Source organism: Nocardia rhizosphaerihabitans, from assembly GCF_014646295.1.
Classification (GTDB): Bacteria; Actinomycetota; Actinomycetes; order Mycobacteriales; family Mycobacteriaceae; genus Nocardia; species Nocardia rhizosphaerihabitans.
In genome coordinates, this window is sequence record NZ_BMNE01000001.1 from 783,182 (window position 1) to 802,256 (window position 19,075).

Annotated in this window: 16 protein-coding genes and 1 pseudogene; 5 read left to right on the forward strand and 12 right to left on the reverse strand. The window is 70.0% G+C overall.

Annotated elements, in window-relative coordinates; all coding sequences use genetic code 11:
• Positions 1-67 precede the first annotated feature (67 nt).
• The 4 genes from IEY60_RS03475 to IEY60_RS03490 are packed head-to-tail and all read right to left on the reverse strand — an operon-like array spanning position 68 to position 2,583.
• On the reverse strand, positions 68-334 hold the full coding sequence (locus IEY60_RS03475) for a YciI family protein (RefSeq protein ID WP_229739512.1): 267 nt from the start codon (positions 332-334) through the stop codon (positions 68-70).
• Positions 331-846, reverse strand: coding sequence for a transcription antitermination factor NusB (gene nusB / locus IEY60_RS03480; protein ID WP_189023664.1), 516 nt, complete (start codon positions 844-846; stop codon positions 331-333). Before nusB ends, IEY60_RS03475 begins: the two co-directional genes overlap by 4 nt.
• 2 nt (positions 847-848) lie before the next feature.
• Positions 849-1,412 (reverse strand): elongation factor P, encoded by a 564-nt coding sequence (gene efp / locus IEY60_RS03485; protein ID WP_189023666.1) that lies wholly within the window; start codon positions 1,410-1,412, stop codon positions 849-851.
• Between the two features lie 49 nt (positions 1,413-1,461).
• On the reverse strand, positions 1,462-2,583 hold the full coding sequence (locus IEY60_RS03490; RefSeq protein ID WP_189023668.1) for a M24 family metallopeptidase: 1,122 nt from the start codon (positions 2,581-2,583) through the stop codon (positions 1,462-1,464).
• 177 nt (positions 2,584-2,760) lie between these two features.
• Here IEY60_RS03490 and IEY60_RS03495 point away from each other — a divergent pair, with 177 nt between their 5' ends.
• From IEY60_RS03495 to aroB, 4 genes and pseudogenes are all read left to right on the forward strand, one after another.
• Complete coding sequence (locus IEY60_RS03495; RefSeq protein WP_189023670.1) at positions 2,761-3,234, forward strand: prepilin peptidase; 474 nt, start codon at positions 2,761-2,763, stop codon at positions 3,232-3,234.
• 184 nt (positions 3,235-3,418) lie between these two features.
• The gene (aroC, locus tag IEY60_RS03500) at positions 3,419-4,627 is read left to right on the forward strand and encodes a chorismate synthase (protein ID WP_189024880.1); all 1,209 of its coding nucleotides are present in this window, start codon (positions 3,419-3,421) and stop codon (positions 4,625-4,627) included.
• A gap of 122 nt (positions 4,628-4,749) precedes the next feature.
• Positions 4,750-5,256, forward strand: a pseudogene (locus IEY60_RS35480) (shikimate kinase); the annotation flags it as partial.
• 605 nt (positions 5,257-5,861) lie between these two features.
• Complete coding sequence (gene aroB / locus IEY60_RS03510; RefSeq protein WP_189023672.1) at positions 5,862-6,977, forward strand: 3-dehydroquinate synthase; 1,116 nt, start codon at positions 5,862-5,864, stop codon at positions 6,975-6,977.
• A gap of 50 nt (positions 6,978-7,027) precedes the next feature.
• Here the strand turns inward: aroB and IEY60_RS03515 are convergent, their stop codons facing one another.
• The 6 genes from IEY60_RS03515 to IEY60_RS03540 form a co-directional block, all read right to left on the reverse strand.
• Positions 7,028-7,474, reverse strand: coding sequence for a B-4DMT family transporter (locus tag IEY60_RS03515; RefSeq protein WP_229739513.1), 447 nt, complete (start codon positions 7,472-7,474; stop codon positions 7,028-7,030).
• Between the two features lie 49 nt (positions 7,475-7,523).
• Positions 7,524-8,336, reverse strand: a complete 813-nt coding sequence (locus IEY60_RS03520) for a shikimate dehydrogenase (protein ID WP_189023676.1) — start codon at positions 8,334-8,336, stop codon at positions 7,524-7,526.
• A complete protein-coding gene (locus tag IEY60_RS03525; RefSeq protein WP_189023678.1) occupies positions 8,329-9,888 on the reverse strand; it encodes an endolytic transglycosylase MltG in 1,560 nt (519 codons plus the stop codon). Before IEY60_RS03525 ends, IEY60_RS03520 begins: the two co-directional genes overlap by 8 nt.
• Positions 9,885-10,451, reverse strand: coding sequence for a Holliday junction resolvase RuvX (gene ruvX / locus IEY60_RS03530; RefSeq protein WP_189023680.1), 567 nt, complete (start codon positions 10,449-10,451; stop codon positions 9,885-9,887). The genes IEY60_RS03525 and ruvX overlap by 4 nt, the downstream gene beginning before the upstream one ends.
• Positions 10,451-13,117, reverse strand: coding sequence for an alanine--tRNA ligase (alaS, locus tag IEY60_RS03535; protein WP_189023682.1), 2,667 nt, complete (start codon positions 13,115-13,117; stop codon positions 10,451-10,453). Before alaS ends, ruvX begins: the two co-directional genes overlap by 1 nt.
• A 75-nt stretch (positions 13,118-13,192) precedes the next feature.
• Complete coding sequence (locus IEY60_RS03540; RefSeq protein WP_189023684.1) at positions 13,193-14,569, reverse strand: replication-associated recombination protein A; 1,377 nt, start codon at positions 14,567-14,569, stop codon at positions 13,193-13,195.
• An 86-nt stretch (positions 14,570-14,655) separates the two neighbouring features.
• Here IEY60_RS03540 and IEY60_RS03545 point away from each other — a divergent pair, with 86 nt between their 5' ends.
• On the forward strand, positions 14,656-16,332 hold the full coding sequence (locus tag IEY60_RS03545) for an alkaline phosphatase D family protein (protein WP_189023686.1): 1,677 nt from the start codon (positions 14,656-14,658) through the stop codon (positions 16,330-16,332).
• A 6-nt stretch (positions 16,333-16,338) separates the two neighbouring features.
• Here the strand turns inward: IEY60_RS03545 and IEY60_RS03550 are convergent, their stop codons facing one another.
• Together IEY60_RS03550 and IEY60_RS03555 are read right to left on the reverse strand one after the other, a co-directional pair.
• Positions 16,339-17,670, reverse strand: a complete 1,332-nt coding sequence (locus tag IEY60_RS03550) for an acyltransferase family protein (protein ID WP_268241450.1) — start codon at positions 17,668-17,670, stop codon at positions 16,339-16,341.
• Between the two features lie 91 nt (positions 17,671-17,761).
• Entirely contained in the window at positions 17,762-18,931 is a 1,170-nt protein-coding gene (locus IEY60_RS03555) for a phosphotransferase family protein (RefSeq protein WP_189023690.1), read from the reverse strand.
• Between the last annotated feature and the right edge of the window lie 144 nt (positions 18,932-19,075).

Below are 19,075 nucleotides of genomic sequence, written 5' to 3' on the forward strand. Positions count from 1 at the left end.
AATGCTCATGCGCGAAACGGCGACAGCCGCGCATCCCTCGAGGATGCGCGGCTGTCGTCGGAAGGCTTCACGCCGAGACGGCGATCTCCCATTCGTAGATCGTCAGTTCCGACGCTCCGGTGGTGTGCACCGGGTCGGCGTGCGCGATTGCCGTTGCGGCGTCGAGGCTTTCGGCCAGGACGACGTAGGCGCCACCGGTGCCGTCGGTGAACCGGCCGCTCTCCTGCAGCTGGCCCTTGGCGAGCAGCTCCTGCAGGAACGCGCGGTGCGGTTCGACCACGGACTGGTCGAAATTCGGTGTGCGCATGACCATTACAAGGTACTTGTTCGTCACGACCGGTCCTCCGGCGCGGGACGCGCTGCCCTGGTGGCGGCCGCGGCGGCGCGCACCTGCGGTGCCACCTGCACGACCTGGCCGAGCACGCCGTTCACGAACGACGGCGAGTCGTCGGTGGACAGCTCCTTGGCCAGCTCGACGGCCTCGTCGACCGCGACCACCGGGGGAACGTCGGTGGCGTGGAACAACTCCCACACCGCGATCCGCAGAATCGCCCGGTCGACGGCAGGCAGGCGGGACAGCGTCCAGTCCTGCAGGTAGCCCTCGATGGTGCCGTCGACGCGGTCCAGGTCGTCGGCGACGCCTTCGACCAGGACCGAGGTGTAGGCGTGCACGGGAGCCACGCTCTGGTCGCGGGTCGCGAGGTCAGCGCGTTCCGCGAGCAGGTCGGAGACGTCGACATCGCGCGCCTCCGCCTCGAACAGCAGGTCGACGGCGCGGCGGCGCGCCTTGTGGCGCGCGCCCAGCTTCTTGAACGAGCCCTTCTTGTCTGCCGGCGAGTCCGTCACGATCAGGCGTTGACGCGGCCGAGGTAGCTGCCGTCGCGCGAGTCGATTTTCAGCTTGTCACCGGTGTTGATGAACAGCGGGACCTGGACCTCGGCGCCGGTCTCGAGGGTGGCGGGCTTGGTGCCGCCGGTGGAGCGGTCGCCCTGCAGGCCGATGTCGGTGTGCTGCACGACCAGCTCGATCGTGACGGGGAGCTCGACGAACAGCGGCGAGTCCTCGTGCACGGCGACCTGCACGCCCATGTTCTCCAGCAGGAAGCGCGCACCCTGACCGATGGTGGCCTCCGGGATGGAGATCTGGTCGAAGGTGTCACCGTCCATGAAGATGTAGTCGGTGCCGTCGTGGTACAGGTAGGTCATGTCGCGACGATCGACGGTCGCGGTCTCGACCTTGACGCCCGCGTTGAAGGTCTTGTCGACGACCTTGCCGGACACGACGTTCTTCAGCTTGGTCCGCACGAAGGCGGGGCCCTTACCCGGCTTCACGTGCTGGAATTCGACGATCTGCTGGAGCTGACCGTCGATCTTCAGCACAAGGCCGTTCTTGAAGTCGCTGGTGTCCGCCACTGTCCTCGGATCTCCTCGTTCGTTTACTGCGGTCTCTGGGGGACCGGCGTCACTCGACGACGGTCAGGTCCTTGCTGGTGAGGGTGAGCAGGTCCGGGACCCCTTCGCGCACCACGAGCGTGTCCTCGATCCGGACCCCGCCGCGGCCGGGAAGGTACACACCTGGTTCGACGGTCACCGCCACGCCAGCAAGAAGTGTACCGGTACTCGTTTTCGCCACTCCCGGCGCTTCGTGGATCTGCAGCCCGACCCCGTGTCCGAGGCCGTGCACGAACTGCGGGCCGTAGCCCGCGTCCTCGATGACGACCCGGGCGGCCGCGTCGACCTCGGCGGTCTCGGCGCCCGGTTTCAGCGCCTCCCGGCCCGCCGCCTGCGAGCGGGCGACCAGTTCGTAGATCTCGCGCTGCCAGTCCGCGGGCGTGCCGAGCACGAGCGTGCGGGTCATGTCGGAGTGGTAGCCGTCGACGACGGCGCCGAAGTCGAGCTTCACGAAGTCGCCGGTGGCCAGCACCGCGCCGGTCGGACGGTGATGCGGAACGGCGGAGTTCACGCCGGCGGCGACGATCGTCTCGAACGAGACGGCTTCGGCGCCGTGCTCGAACATCGCCCACTCGAGGTCGCGGGCCACCTGGCGTTCGGTGCGGCCCGGCCGGATCAGGCCGCGCTCGAGCAGGCTCGCCAGGCCCGCGTCGGCCGCCGCGCAGGCCGCGCGCAGCTGGGCGATCTCGTAGGGGTCCTTGACCATGCGCAGCTGCTCGACCAGCCCGTTGGTCGGCACCAGTTGCAGCCCGGTCCGCTGTTCCAGGAACGACTGGTGTTCGGCGACGGTCACCACATGGCTCTCGAAGCCGACCCGGCCGAGCTGCCATTCCCCGCCCAGCTCGAGGATCCGGCGCGCGGTGGCCCGGGAGATCTCGGCCCGCAGATCGGGCACCTGCTGGGCCACCTGGGCGGAGTAGCGGCCGTCGGTGCCGATGACGGTGCGGTCTTCCGCGCCACGCATGTCCCAGGAGTGCACGAGCAGCACGGCGTTGGATCCGGTGAAGCCGGTCAGGTAGCGGATGTTGACCAGATCGGTCACCAGCAGCGCGTCGACGCCGTTCTCCACCAGCAGGTTACGCAGGGCGCCGCGTCGTGCCGCGTGATCGGGACCCGTGTAGTCAGCACACATGGGTCAACGCTACCGCCGAACGAGCGACACGTCGGCACCGAACCCCGGCACTTTTCGCAGCGTGGTCGCGTTCGCCGGCGCCGTAACTGGAGACGGTGTTGTCCACATCGCCCGGAGTTGTCCACATTCGCGGTCGGGGTCTCGATCCGGTGGCCAGGGCGCAGCACGATCGATGCCATGACCACTGCCGCGTTCTGCCTGCTCATCGCCTGGTGCCTGCTGCTCGGCGTCCTCGATATCCATGCCCGTCGGCTCCCCAACGCGCTCACCGGCGCCGGTGCCGCCGCGGTGTTCCTGTACGCCCTGTGGACGGACAACCTGGGGACGGCGGTGATCGGGGCCGCGTTGCTGACGATGCCGTACCTGGTCACCCATCTGCTCTCGCCCACCGCGCTCGGCGCCGGTGACGTGAAACTCGCGGTGGGACTGGGCGCCGCCGCCGCGCTCGCCGGGCCACCCGCCTGGGTGTGGGCCGCGATCGCCGCGCCGCTGCTCACCGCGACGGCCGCGGCGGTGGTGCTCGGCAACCACTGGCTGCGCTCGACGCTGGGACAACCGGCCGAGGGCATGCGGTCGGCGTCGTCCCGGCGCGTCGTGCCGCACGGTCCGGCCATGTGCCTGGCCACCGTGACCGCGATGGCGCTGGCATGAGCACCGCGACGCGCCGAGCCGAGCACGCACCTGGCGCGGGGTCCCGGTGACGTGCCGGAGCGGGTCGGTGCAGCACGATCGGCCCGGTGGCCGCCACCACGCGGCCCAGCACACCACCGACGTGCCGCTCGTCACGTCGGACCGCGTGCCCGCCCACGCGCGTCGACGTGGGAAGATGGTCGGCGTGTTGCGCTGGATAACTGCCGGAGAATCCCATGGTCCCGCTCTCGTTGCCCTCCTGGAAGGGATGGTCGCCGGAGTCGAGGTGACATCGGACGATGTCTCCGCACAGCTCGCGCGCCGCCGGCTCGGATACGGGCGCGGCGCCCGCATGAAGTTCGAGGCCGACAAGGTCACCCTGGTCGGTGGCGTGCGCCACGGCCGGACCATGGGTGGTCCGGTCGCGATCGAGATCGCCAATTCCGAGTGGCCCAAATGGACCGAGGTGATGTCGGCCGACCCGGTCGACGAGGCCGAGCTCGCCGGCATGGCGCGCAACGCGCCGCTCACCCGTCCGCGCCCCGGGCACGCCGATTACTCCGGCATGCTCAAGTACAACTTCGACGATGCCCGGCCGATCCTCGAGCGGGCCAGTGCGCGCGAGACCGCGGCCCGCGTCGCGGCGGGCACCATCGCCCGCAACTTCCTGCGCCAGGCCTTCGGCGTCGAGGTGATCTCGCATGTGGTCTCCATCGGCACCGCGGCCAACACCACCGGTGTCATCCCGGGCCCGCACGATCTCGACGCGATCGATGCCAGCCCGGTCCGCGCGTTCGACGCCGACGCCGAAGCGGCGATGATCGCCGAGATCGAGGCGGCCAAGAAGGACGGCGACACCCTCGGCGGCGTCGTCGAGGTGATCGTCTCCGGTCTGCCCATCGGGCTCGGTTCGTTCACCAGCGGCGAGCAGCGCCTCGACTCGCGCCTGGCCGCCGCCCTCATGGGCATTCAGGCGATCAAGGGCGTCGAGGTGGGCGACGGTTTCGAGACCGCGCGCAGGCGGGGCAGCCAGGCGCACGACGAGATGCGTCCCGGCCCCGACGGCGTGCTGCGCTCGACCAACCGGGCAGGCGGCCTCGAAGGCGGCATGACCAACGGCGAAGCCCTGCGGGTGCGCGCCGCGATGAAGCCGATCTCGACCGTGCCGCGCGCGCTGGCGACCGTCGACATGTCCAGCGGCGAGGAAGCCGTCGCCATCCACCAGCGCTCGGACGTGTGCGCGGTGCCCGCGGCGGGCGTGGTCGCCGAATCGATGGTGGCGCTGGTGCTGGCTCAGGCCGCGCTGGAGAAGTTCGGCGGCGACTCGCTGACCGAGACCCTCGACAACATCACCAGTTACGTCAAGCGGATCGGCAACCGCCCGCACGTGCCCGCGGACAGCCGCACGTCGTGACCAGGCAGGGGCAGGAGGGGGCCGCGGAGGACAACGACGCGGGCCCCCCATCGAGCGTCGGCACCGAAGGGTCCGCCGGTGACTCGTCCGACGCCGTCGACGCGGCCGTCGACGCCGAGCAGGTGAGCACACCTCGCGCGCGCGTCGTGCTGGTCGGGCCGCCCGGCTCGGGCAAGTCGACGATCGGGCGCAAGCTGGCCAGGGAACTCGGTGTCGAGCTCTACGACACCGACGCGGGTATCGAGGCCGACACCGGCCGTACCATCCCCGAGATCTTCGCCACCGACGGCGAACCGGAGTTCCGCCGGATCGAGGAGGAAGTGGTGCGCCGGGCCGTGCTCGAACACGACGGCGTCGTCTCTCTCGGTGGCGGGTCGGTGCTGTCGGCGCAGACCCGCGAGGTGTTGCGCGCGGCGACCGTGGTCTACCTGGAAATCAGTGTGGGCGAAGGACTTCGGCGCACCGGTTCGAGCAATGCCAGGCCGCTGCTCAACGGCGCCGATCCCGGCGCCAAGTACCGCGAGCTGATGCGCATCCGGCGACCGCTCTACCGCGAGGTCGCCACGGTCCGGGTGCGCACCGACGGGCGCAGTCCCGGCCGGGTGGTGCGGATGATCCTGGCCAAACTCGGCCTGGAATCGGTGCGCACCGACCGCGAGGCCGAGCGCACCGCCGGCGGAACCGGCTCTGCCGCTTCGGGTTCGGTCACCAGCAGGCCAGGTATCGGCAGCAACCGGTCCAGGGCGCGGCGACGGGCCAGGGCGCGCGCCGCGGCCGCCCGCAGGGCGAACGAGCAGAACACGATCGAACGGACCGGTTCGGCGACAACACGATCCGGGACCGACACCGCGTCGACCGGCGACGCCGCGAGCACTCGCAGCGGCACGCCGCAAGGTGAGGCCGCCGGTGCACGGACGACCGGTACCCGACGGTCACGGCGGACCAGATCCCGTCGTGGCGGTGTCCGCATCCGCTCGGCCGCCGCGACGAACCGCGACGCCGACAGCAGGGCCGCAACGCGCGCGGCGGGCACCGAGCAGTCCGGTGCGGCATCGCCGGAGCGCCCGGCGGGTCAGCGCGGCACACCGGCGACGACCGGGCAGCGGGCCGGAGCTGGCCAGACCGGCGAGGCGGACCGCGCGGCGACGCAGGCCGATCGCACGCGGCGCAACAGGCCGCGGCGACGCGGCGGCAGACGCAAGAACAACGACCAGAAAGAATCGGAGCAGCGCACGTGACAGAGCCGACCACCATCCAGGTCCGCACCGCCGACCCGTACCCGGTGATCATCGGCCGCGGGCTGCTCGGCGACCTCGTCGAGGCGGTCACCGCGGGCAACGCCGTGCGGACCGTGGCGATCTTCCATCAGCCGCCGCTGGCCGAGACCGCCGAGGTGGTGCGCAAAGCACTGGCCGACACCGGGATCGACGCGCACCGCATCGAGATCCCCGACGCCGAGGACGGCAAGGATCTGGCCGTAGCCGGGTTCTGCTGGGAGGTGCTCGGCCGGATCGGGCTGACCCGCAACGACGCCATCGTCAGCCTGGGCGGCGGCGCGGCCACCGACCTGGCCGGCTTCGTGGCCGCCACCTGGATGCGCGGCGTGCGCATCGTGCACGTGCCGACCACGTTGCTGGCGATGGTCGACGCGGCGGTCGGTGGCAAGACCGGCATCAACACCGAGGCGGGCAAGAACCTCGTCGGCAGCTTCCACGAGCCGAGCGCCGTGCTGGTCGACCTCGCCACCCTGGAGACGGTCCCCCGCAACGAGATCGTGGCGGGCATGGCCGAGATCATCAAGGCCGGTTTCATCGCCGACCCGGTGATCCTGGACCTCATCGAGGCCGACCCGGAGGCCGCGCTCGACCCCACCGGTGACGTGCTGCCGGAACTGATCCGGCGGGCCATCCAGGTCAAGGCCGACGTCGTCGCGGCCGACCTCAAGGAGTCGAGCCTGCGCGAGATCCTGAACTACGGGCACACCCTCGGACACGCCGTGGAGCGCCGCGAGCGCTACCGGTGGCGTCACGGCGCCGCCGTGTCCGTCGGCCTGGTCTTCGCGGCCGAGCTGGGCAGGCTGGCCGGTCGTCTCGACGACGCCACCGCCGACCGGCACCGCACCATCCTGGAGAGCGTCGGCCTGCCGGTCACCTACGACGGTGACGCGCTGCCACAGCTGATGGACGCGATGCAGACCGACAAGAAGACCCGCTCGGGTGTACTGCGTTTCGTGGTGCTCGACGGCCTGGCCAAGCCGGGTCGTCTCGAGGGACCGGATCCGTCGCTGCTGGCGGCGGCCTACTCGGCGATCGCCCGCGAAGGCTCCACCGGCGGTCCGATCCTGCTCTGAGACGAGTCGTGCCCGGCAGGAAACCTGCCGGGCACGATCACCAACGAGGCTCAGGTGGCGGGCGCGAACTCCGGCTCGGAGACCCGAGCAGCGGATTCGGGAGTGCGCCGCGCGCGGCGGCGACCGAACGCGACACCGACGAGCGCGGGCAGGAAGATCAGCAGCATGATGAACGAGGCCGCGGACGTCAGTTCGAACAGCGCCCCGGCATCGCCGAGTTCGATCCCGGGCACCTGATCGAGCACCCAGCACACCGCGCCGCTGGCGAGCCCGGCGACGGCGCCCGCGGCCAGCCAGCGCACGGTGAGATCGGCGGCAGTGCCCGAACGGCCGTCGCGCATGCCCCAGGCCACGACGACGGCCACGATCACCACGAGGCAGCCCGCCCGCCAGATCGTGCCGTAGGTCGGCGCGGACGCCATCGCGAATCCGAGCAGCAGCCGTAAGGCGACGACCAACGCGCCGAGAACGGTGGCTCGCAACACCCAAGCGGTCATGAGCAACACCTTAACCGGTAAAAACTAGAACAGGTATCAATTCTGCGGATCAGGCGTTCGCGAGTGCCGCGGCCATCTCCGCGCGCGGCGCAGGCAGGCCGGTGAACTGCTCGACCTGACCGTAGGCCTGGTTCAGCAGCATCTGCAGGCCACTGACGACCGTGTGCCCGGCCGCCTCGACCGCGACGGCCAGCGGGGTCGGCCACGGGTTGTAGATCGCGTCCAGGACGACCGGCGCGACCGCGACGGCCTCGGCGATCACGGCAGCGGCCTCGGCGGGCACGGTGCTCACCACGGCCCCCGCCGACGCGCACACCGCGCGCACCCGCTCCGCGTCGAGCGGCACGACCGACGGCCGCATGCCGAGCTGTTCGGCCAGCGCCACCGCACTGCGGGCCCGGCCGGCATCGCGCGCGACCACGGTGACCGTCTTGGCGCCCAGTTCCGACAGCGCGAGCAGCGCGGGCCGTGCCGTACCGCCGGCACCGAGCACCACCGCCTCGTCGATCGCCTCGACACCGCCGCCGCGCAGCGCGCCGAGCACGCCGTCGACGTCGGTGCAGTCCGCCCGCCACCCGGACTCGGTGCGGACCAGGGTGTTGGCCGAGCCGACCAGCACGGCCCGCTCGGTGCGCTCGGCGGCGAAGGCCAGCGCCGCTTCCTTCCCCGGCATGGTCACCGACAGCCCGACCCATTCCGGGCCGAGGCCGCCGACGAGGCCGGGCAGCTGCGCGGCATCGCATTCGATGCGCTCGTAGGACCAGTCGAGGCCGAGCGCGCGGTAGGCGGCCAGATGCAGCTGGGGCGAACGCGAGTGCGCGATCGGCTTGCCGAGCACCGCCGCCTTGCGAACCTCAGCCACCGTAGGGCCGGGAGCTGTCGAGGATGCCGCTGCGCTGCGCCTGGGTGACCAGTCGCAGGTGTTCCTGATAGCTGTCGGTGAACAGGGTGGTGCCCTCCTTGTCGACGGTGACGAAGTACAGCCACGCCCCCGGCTCCGGATTCTCCATGGCCCGCAACGCCTCCAGCGACGGTGCCGCGATCGGAGTCACGGGCAGGCCCTGCATCGCGTAGGTGTTCCACGCGGTTTCCGTGGCGCGGTCGGCGTTGGTGGTCGCCACCTCGGTGGTGTCGAGGGTGTAGTTCACCGTCGAGTCGAACTGCAGCATCTGGTCGACCTCGAGCCGGTTCACGATCACCCTGGCCACTTTGCCCATGTCCTGCGGCTTCGCCTCACGCTCCACCAGGGAGGCGGCGATCAGGGTCTGGTACGGCGTCAGGCTCGTGGTGGCACCCGACTGGAGCAGTCCGGTCGACTCGTAGCGCTGCACACTCGAGGTCACCAACTGCCGCAGGATCTGCTGCGGTGTGCCGCTCGGGTCGAAGTCCCAGTTGCCCGCCGCGATCAGACCTTCGAGCTGCCGGGACCGGTCCGGGGATTCCCGCACGCCCTTCATCGCCCATTCGGGCACGCCTAGTCCGGCCAGGTCCATGCTCGCGCCCGCGGCGTCGAGCTGTTCGTACGTCACGCACTTCTTGTCGGCGCCGTAGCAGCTTGCCTGGGCGACCTTGCGGTAGATGCCGTCGTAGCGCCCACCGGTGCTCGCGTCGTGCTTGTCGTGCAGCAACCGGCCTTCGGAGACGGTCACGTTGCCGACTCGCGACTTCCCGCCGACCAGCGTGGCGACGGCGTCGGCGGCCGGGCTGTTCACGCCGACCGCGTAGTACCCGGGCTGCACGCTGTTCATTCCCGCGTTCCGCACGGCCGCTTCGTAGAAGGCTTCGCGGCTGGCGACGACGCCCCGATCGTGCATGGCACCGGCGATCTGCGTCGCGGTGTCACCGGAATGCACCTGGACGACGACGAGCGCTCCGGGCGGGCCCGCGAAATCCGCGGGCGGGGCGAAGCTGCTCATCAGCTTGTAGCCGGCGAAACCGGCGGCGGAGACGAACAGCACGACCAGGACCGCGCCGACGACCCAGAGGTTGCGGCGGCGGCGTTGCCGCTCGGCCGCTTTGCGCGAGGCGATCCGGGATCGCTTGCCCCGGCCCGACGGCGCCTTGCCGCGGCCCGCGGCCTCCTTGCCCCGGCCCGCGGCCTCCTTGCCACGCCCACGCTCGGGCTTGGCACGTCCGTCGGCGCCTGCCCGGCCCGCGGGCGGACGCTGGCCGACGCGGCGGGGCGCGACAGCGGCCGGTTCGGGTTCCGGCTCGGGCTCGTCGTCGTAGACCTCGTCCTCGTAGCGCGGGATGACATTGGTGTCGTCATCGTCGTCCCAGCCGGGAGGCTCGGCCGCGGGGGGCTCGTCGCGCGCCGTGCGGGGATCCAGGCCCCAGTCGTCACGCCGGGGGTAGCGCCGATCAGCTTCCCTTGCCCGGTAGCGTTCCTCGGCCCTGGCCCATCGGTCGGTCATGCATCATCTCCGACCACGCTTGCCGTGTCTGCTGCGTCCTTCAACACCGAACTCCGCTCGTCCAACCATCCTTGCAGAATCGACACGGCTGCCGCCTGGTCGATCACCTGCCGCTGGCCACGTGCGCGAACTCCGCTGTCGCGCAGCGCACGTGCAGCAGACACCGTAGTCAAACGTTCGTCGGAAAGGCGTATCGGAATCGGGTCGATCACCCGGCGCAACTCACGGGCAAACTTACGCGCGATGGTGGCCGCTGTCCCGTTTTCGCCGCGCAACGTGCGCGGGAGCCCGATGATCACCTCGACGGCTTCGTACTCCTGCACGATGTCGGCAATTCTTTTGATGTCGGCGGGTGGACCGGCCGCGCGCCCACCGGATTTCGCCGGTTTGGCGCGCGGCACGGTCTCCACCGGAGTCGCGAGGATACCGTCGGGGTCGCTCGAGGCGACCCCGATCCGCACGCTGCCGACATCGACGGCGATGCGACGGCCCCGGCCGGGGTCGGTCGCCGCGTCCGGGCGGTCGGCCGGGTCCTGTTCGGCTGGACCAGCAGTGGCGGGCATCAGCCGGCGAGTTCGGCCACCCGGGCGCGGACCGCGGCCAGACCGGCCGGGATACCCGACGGATCCGAACCCGAGCCCTGCGCCATCTCCGGCTTGCCACCGCCGCGACCGGCGATGCTCGGGCCGAAGCTGCCGACCAGATCGCCGGCCTTGATGCCGAGATCCTGGGCCGCCTTGTTGACCGACACCACGAACGGCGCCTTGCCGTCGGTGTTGCCGAGCAGCACGACCACCGCGGGGTCGCTGCCGAACCGGCCACGGATGTCGGTGGCCAGGGTGCGCAGGTCGCCCGCGGCGACGCCTTCGGGCGCCGCGGCGGCGACCAGCAGCAGCGAGCCGATCCGCTCGGCCTGCTCGACGAACGTGCCCGCCGAGGACAGCACCGCGGCGATCTTGGTGCGCTCGAGTTCCTTCTCGGCCACCTTGAGCCGCTCCACGAGCTGCTCCACGCGCCCGGGCACCTCCTCCGAGGGCACCTTCAGCGAGGACGCGACACCGGCCAGCAGCGCGCGCTCCTTGGCGAGGTACTTGTAGGAGTCCAGACCGACGAAGGCCTCGACGCGACGCACACCCGAACCGACCGAGGACTCACCGAGCACGGTGATCGGGCCGATCTGCGAGGAGTGCTCGACGTGCGTGCCGCCGCACAGTTCCATCGAGAACGGGCCGCCGATCTCCACGACGCGCACCTCGTCGCCGTAGTTCTCGCCGAAGAGGGCCATCGCGCCCATCTCCTTGGCCTTGGGCAGGTCGGTGACGAAGGTGTTGACCTGGAAGTCGGCACCGACGGCGTCGTTGGAGACGGCCTCGATATCGGCCTTCTGCTGCTCGCTGAGCGCGCCCTGCCAGTTGAAGTCGAATCGCAGGTAACCGGGCTTGTTCAGCGAACCGGCCTGCACGGCGTTGGGGCCGAGGACCTGCCGCAGCGCGGCGTGCACCATGTGCGTTCCGGAGTGGCCCTGGGTGGCGCCACGCCGCCAGGCCGGGTCGGCCTGCGCGAGCACGACATCACCCTCGGTGATCTGGCCCTGCTCGACGGTGGCCTTGTGCACCCACAGCTTCTTGGCGATCTTCTGCACATCGTTGACGCGCAGCTTCAGGCCCGAGGCGGTGATGGTGCCGCGGTCGGCGATCTGGCCACCGGCCTCGGCGTAGAGCGGGCTGCGATCGAGGATGACCTCGACGTTCTCACCGGCCTGTGCGGCGGGCACCCGCACGCCGTCGGCGATCAGGGCGAGCACGGTCGCCTCGGAGGTGAGCTCGTCGAAACCGGTGAACTCGGTGGCGCCGCGGTCGACCAGTTCCTTGTAGACGGTCAAGTCGGCGTGCGCGTGCTTGCGGGCCTGAGCATCGTCCTTGGCGCGCTTGCGCTGCTCGGCCATGAGCGAGCGGAAGCCCTCCTCGTCCACCGATAGGCCCGCCTCGGCGGCCATTTCGAGGGTGAGGTCGATCGGGAAGCCGTAGGTGTCGTGCAGCGCGAAGGCGTCCGAACCGGCGATCTGCTTGCCGCCCTTGGACTTCACCGCGGTGGCGGCGTTGTCGAAGAGGGTCTCACCGGTGTTCAGGGTCTTCAGGAAGGCTGTCTCCTCGCCCACCGCGACGGTCTCGATGCGGGAGAAATCGGTGGCCAGCTCCGGGTAGGACGGCGACATCAGCTCGGAGACGACCTTCATCAGCTCGGCCATCACCGGCTTCTCGGCGCCGAGCAGGCGGGCCGAGCGCACGATGCGGCGCAGCAGGCGGCGCAGCACGTAGCCGCGGCCGTCGTTGCCGGGGTTCACGCCGTCGGCGATCAGCATCGCCGAGCTGCGGACATGGTCGGCGATGACGCGGAACCGGACGTCGTCGGCGTGCTCGACGCCGTAGGAACGGCCGGTCAGCTCCTCGGCCTTGTCGATGATCGGGCGCAGCAGATCGGTCTCGTAGACGTTCTCCACACCCTGCAGGAGCATGGCGACGCGCTCGACGCCCATACCGGTGTCGATGTTCTTCCTCGGCAGCGAACCGACCGGCGGGTGACCCAGCTTGGGGCTCAGCTCACCGCGGATGTCCTGCATGAAGACCAGGTTCCAGATCTCGAGGTAGCGATCCTCGTCGGCGACCGGGCCGCCTTCCTTGCCGTAGGCGGGGCCGCGGTCGTAGTAGATCTCGGAGCAGGGGCCACCGGGACCGGGCACGCCCATGTCCCAGTAGTTGTCCTTGCCGTCGCGGAACTGGATTCGCTCCTTCGGGATTCCGGCGACGCGGTGCCAGATCTCGGCGGCCTCCGGGTCCGACTCGTAGGCGGTCACCCAGATGCGTTCGGGATCGAAACCGAAGCCGCCCTCCTCCTGGGACTTGGAGATCAGCTCCCAGGCGAGGGTGATAGCACCCTCCTTGAAGTAGTCGCCGAAGGAGAAGTTGCCCGCCATCTGGAAGAACGTGTTGTGCCGGGTGGTGACGCCGACCTCGTCGATGTCACCGGTGCGCACGCACTTCTGCACGCTCGTCGCGCGCGAGTACGGCGGCGCCTCCTGCCCCAGGAAATACGGCTTGAACTGGACCATGCCCGCGTTGACGAACAGCAGGTTGGGGTCGGCCAGGATCAGCGAGGCACTGGGCACCTCGGTGTGTCCGGCACGGACGAAATGGTCCAGGAAACGCCGTCTAATCTCGTGGGTCTGCACAGCAGTCCAGCTTACCGCCTGCATTCCACCTGTTTTCCGCCGGAGTCCGTGGTCTCGGCGACACCGCGCGCGGGGCTACTTCCCGCGGATGATGCGGCGCAGTTTGCCGAGCCTGCCGCCGACCTCGCGCTCGAAGCCGTGGTCGGTCGGCTGGTAGTAGTCGGTGCCGACCAGGTCGTCGGGCGGGTACTGCTGGGCGAGGACGCCCTCGCGGGCGTTGTGCGGGAATTTGTAGCCCTGCGCGTTGCCGAGAGCGGCCGCACCGGCGTAGTGGCCGTCGCGCAGATGCGGTGGCACCGCGCCCGCCTTGCCCGCGGCGATGTCGGCCATCGCGGCGCCCAGCGCCGAGGTCACCGCGCCGGACTTGGGCGCGGTGGCGAGGTGGATGGTGGCTTGGGCCAGGGCCAGCTTGGCCTCGGGCAGGCCGACCAGCTGCACCACCTGGGCGGCGGCGGTGGCGGTCTGCAGCGCCATCGGGTCGGCCATGCCGATGTCCTCGCTGGCGTGGATCATCAGGCGGCGGGCGATGAAGCGGGGGTCCTCGCCCGCGGTGAGCATCCGCGCCAGGTAGTGCAGGGCGGCGTCGACGTCGGAGCCGCGGATGGACTTGATGAAGGCGCTGATCACGTCGTAGTGCTGATCGCCGGCGCGGTCGTAGCGCACGGCCGCCTTGTCGACACTGGCCTCGACCAGTTCGACGTCGACCGTGCCGTCGAGCGAGGACTCGGCCGAGGCTTCCAGCGCGGTCAATGCGCGCCGCGCGTCACCGCCCGCGATGCGCACGATGTGGTCGAGCGCGTCGTCGGTGACCGCGTACTCACCCGCCAGCCCGCGTGGGTCGGCGATCGCGCGATCGAGAACCTGCCGGATGTCCTCGGGCGTGAGCGACTGCAGTTGCAGCACCAACGAGCGCGACAGCAGCGGCGACACCACCGAGAACGACGGGTTCTCCGTGGTCGCGCCGACGAGCAGCACGATCCGGTTCTCCACCGCGGCCAGCAGCGCGTCCTGCTGGGTCTTGGAGAACCGGTGCACCTCGTCGATGAACAGGACGGTCTGCTCCCCCACCGACAGCCTGCGACGCGCCACGTCGATGACGGCGCGGACTTCCTTGACCCCCGCCGACAGGGCCGACAGCGCCTCGAACCGGCGACCGGTGGCCTGCGACAGCAGCGAGGCCAGCGTGGTCTTGCCGGTGCCCGGCGGGCCGTAGAGCAGCACCGAGGCCGCACCCGAGCCCTCGACCAGGCGGCGCAGCGGCGAGCCGGGGCCGAGCAGATGCTGCTGGCCGATCACCTCGTCGAGCGACTGCGGCCGCATCCGGACCGCCAGCGGGGCGCCGGGGTCACGCCGGACCACCGCGTCGAGTCCGTGCTCGGGCGCGGCGCGTTCTCCGGGCACGTCGAACAGGCTCTCGCTCACGTCGAGCAGGGTACCGGCGCGGTCGGACAAGTCCACGCCTGCGGAGACAGCCCGACGCAAAATTGAACGATTGACCAACATTACGAACAAGACTTGCGCGTAAACCGGTCCGTGAGATGAGATTGCTCCTCGTGGTCGAAAACAACGGCGTCATCGCCTCCGCGACAGGGCAGTTCGCCCGGCGCACCCTGTTCAAAGGCGGGACGGCGGCGGCCGCGGTGGTGGTGCTGAGTCCCGGGACGGCGCACGCGGCGAGCGCGGTGTTCCGCCACGGTGTCGCCTCCGGTGACCCACTCCCCGGCGCGGTGATCCTGTGGACCCGGGTCAGCGTCGCCGACGACGCGACCCCCGGCTCCGGCCTCGGCGCACCCGCGACGGTCCACTGGGAGATCTCCGCCAACGAGTCCTTCGCCGGTATCTCCGCCTCGGGCACGGTGACCACCACCGCCGACACCGATCACACCGTGAAGGTCGACGCGACCGGCCTGGCGCCCGCCACCGACTACTTCTACCGCTTCACCGCCCTCGGCGAGACGTCCCCGGTCGGCCGCACCCGGACCGCGCCCGCGAACGACAGCGACGTCGAGCGCCTGCGTCTGGGCCTGGTCTCCTGCTCCAACTGGGAAGCGGGCTGGTTCGGCTCCTACCGGCATCTGGCCGCCCGCACCGACCTGGACGCGGTCGTGCACCTGGGCGACTACCTCTACGAGTACGGCCGCGGCAAGTACACCGGACGCAGCGGCGCGGTGCGCGCGCACGAGCCGGCCAACGAGATCGTCACCCTCGCCGACTACCGCACCCGGCACGGCCAGTACAAGACCGACCCTGACCTGATGGCGCTGCACGCGTCGGTGCCGTTCATCTGCACCTGGGACGACCACGAGTCGGCCGACAACTCCTGGCGTGAGGGCTCGGAGAACCACGATCCCGCCGTGCACGGTCCGTGGAGCGCCCGCCGCGCCGCTTCCGCGCAGGCCTACCTGGAGTGGATGCCGGTGCGCGCCACCCGCACCGGCACCGAGGTGCAGATCTACCGCAGGCTGCGGTTCGGCACCCTGGCCGAGCTGTCGATGCTGGACCTGCGCAGCTACCGCGACCACGAGGCCGGCCCCGGCGCCGGCTGGCGCAACGCCGACGACCCGGCCCGCACCATCACCGGCCGTGCCCAGATGGACTGGCTGACCGCGGGCCTGACCTCCTCCCCCGCGCAGTGGAAGCTGATCGGCAACTCGGTGATGGTCGCGCCGCTGGTGTTCCCGCCGCTGGAACCGGCGACCACCCAGGCGATCACCGAGGCGCTCGGCATCCCGCAGGGCGGCCTGACCGTCAACGGCGACCAGTGGGACGGCTACACCGCCGACCGGCGCACCCTGTTCCGGACGATCGCCGACAACGAGGTGGGCGATGTCGTGTTCCTCACCGGCGACATCCACACCTCCTGGGCGGCCGATCTGCCGCTCAACGCGGCCGACTATCCCGGTGGTCCGACGGTCGGCGCGGAGTTCGTCATCCCGTCGGTGAGCTCCTCCAGTGTCGGCGACCTGCTGAAGATGCCGCCGCGCACCACGTCGGTCCCGGCCGAAGAGGCCATCAAGGCGGCCAATCACCACCTGCGCTACACCGAGCTCGACTCGCACGGTTTCGGCGTGCTCGAGGTGACCCCGGCGCAGGCGCAGATGGACTGGTTCTACGTCGCCGACGTCACCGACCCGGCGACCGGCGTGCGGCACGGCGTATCGTTCGCCGTCCCGGCGGGTGGGCGCATCGAACCGAGACCGACTCCGCTGCACTGAGCAGGTCTACCCGGCGGCGTCTCGCTGGATCGACAGCCGGCCCAGGATCACCATTCCCGACGCGAACATGAGCAACGCCGGCACAGTCAGCACACCGGAATATCCGAGCCCGGAAAACGTCCAGAAACACAGCGGAAAGAAGGCTGTCATCCAGCCCAGCAATACCAGGCCTGGACGCACGCGGGTATCACTGCCATCGCCCCGGTAGACAGCACCCACGAATCGATTCTGCACGGGCCGAACAGCTGCCAGCACAACCATCATCACGACGGCCAGCACAGCGAGCCACACGAACCGCTGCCACCACCAGCTACCCGAACCGACGGTGAAATCAGGCGCGATTCCGGTCGAGAACAGCAGCGTTCCCACCGCGACGACCGGGACGAAGTTCCACAGGTACACGGTCATACTCGAGGCCGAGACCGCGCGAACTCTCGCCCACACCGCCGGACGAGCCAGCAGCCCGCGCAGCGCAGGCGCGATCAGCAGAACCACCCCGATCTGAGCGACGGCGAAGAAGAGAAACGCCGCCGACGGCGGGTTGGTGTTGCTGACTTCCTGGGTGGAAACCATGAGCATGCACAACGGAAACACGTCGAACCAGACGAGCGCGGTGTAGGCGGTCGCGCCGAGAATCGCCATCCCGGCCAGGTGGGCAACGCTCAGCCGCCGCTGGTACCACGAGAAGCCGAGGGCAAAGATCGCCCCCCAGACCATCAGGCCGCCGATCAGCCCCAGCGCATACACATCCAGGCGAACGGCGGCATAGTCGATCGCGGCCCCGGCACCACCGAGCGCGATCGGCAGCCACAACCCCCATCGCGTGTGTGCGACGAACAGCCAAGGCGTCAAGGTCGAGACGACCAGATAGACCGGCAGGAACCAGAAATGCGACGCCAGCAACCAGCCGACATCGCCGCGAATGTCGGCATTCAGCCCGAGCGCACCGGCGAGAGCAAGAATCGGGACCGCGATCCCGACGTACACGGCGGTGGGCAGGAGCAGGCGAAGCGCCCGGCTGTGCGCCCACTCCGCGGATTCGCGTTTCCTCCTGGTCCACGAATGGGCTGCAGTGAATCCGCCGGCGAGAAAGAACAGCGGCATCACCTGCATCCCGAGTGTCAGCCACTGCGTCCAGGGAATCAGTAAGAGAATCTCCGGCACGACGAGCTCGCCGTCCGTGTACTCCGGTGCGATGACGAGCCAGTGGCCTACGCAGACAACAAGTATCGACACCGCACGCAGGAAATCGACACACCGATCCAATTCCGGCGAGGGATCAGCTGCCGAATCCCGGCGCGATTCAGGCGAAGGTGCGGCAACAGATCGGTCGTCCATGGAAATCCTTGCGCAGCTACGTCGATCGGTTCAGGCATTGCGCCGTAGCTTGAATACACGCATCCCCCCTGCGTTCGTATGGCGTGGCCCGTTACTCCGCCCAGCGCTCTTCCAGCATCGCCGACACCTGCTCGGCGAAGTCACCGACCGCGTCGTCCCCGGTGACGCGCGCGTCCTCGGCCAGCGCCGACCAGCGGTTGATCAGCGCCTCCGAGCGCGGCACGGACAGGCCGTGTTCGCGCGCGGTGGCGATGCGGGTGTGATCGGCGGGCAGGAACCAGTACGTGGACAGCCACACCCAGATCAGGCGCGCCTCGAGGATCCGCTCGGCCAGCACGGTGTCGTCGGCCAGCGACGGCCACACCCCGACCACGACCGAGCGCCAGGCCTCCACCATCTCCCTGGCGCGGCTGCGCGAGAGCTCGAAATCGCAGAGGCAACCGGGGAACGACACCAGCGCGTAGGCGATGTCGAGGGTGGCGTCGCGGAAACCGCCCCACTCGTAGTCGAGGAACCGGGCGCCCTCGTCGTTCATGATCACGTTGTCGGGGCACAGGTCCGACGGGCTGAACGCGCGGTACCGGCCGCCGGTGAACAGGCGGTTGCCGTGCACGATGCGCTCGGCGATCTCGCCGGGCACCTCGATGCCGAGTTCGGCCTCGAGCAGCCCGGGGACGTCGGCGATCGCGGCCTGGGCCTGCTGGGCGATCCCGTCGACGCGATGCACCGAGTCGACGCGGCGCATCAGGGCGACGAAGTCAGGCTCCCGCCCGACGGTCGCCGCGTGCATCCGGCCCAGCGCCTGCGCGAAGGCCATCAGCGCGTTGCGGGTGTTCGGCTCGGCGCGGGTCTGGAGCACGGAGGTGAGCAGCGCGTTGTCGCCCAGATCGGACAGCACCAGCAGCCGGTCGGGCACGCTGTGCGCGATCAGGTAGGCGCCGGGGCGCTGCTCGCGGCTCAGCGCGGTGGTGAACTGGTAGGACACCGCCTCACGGAGGAATGCCGCGTCGATGCTGGTGACTCCGGGCGCCATGCCACCGGTGCGGCGGTCCTGAGCGGAACCGCGCACCTGCTTCACGATCAGCGTGCGCGGCAGCGAGAAAGCGTTTTCCGCAACACGCACGCGTAGGACTGTCGTCCTACCACTGCCACTGAGCTCCATCGGATCACTCAGTTTCACCGCAGCACCCATTCGCTTTGTGAGCAACTGTTGTGCTGCGGACACGACGTCGGCGGCGCGTTCGGCCAATAGTGCGGTCATCGCCTCTCAAGCTACTCGTACCTGGTCACTTCTAGCGAGCGGTTACACAACCTTTCCGCGTCGCCCGGCGTGTTGGCACCGAGGTTGCGCGAGTGTGACTGTTCGCTTGACACACCCGACTGTCGTCGGGTTTTCTCATCGTCA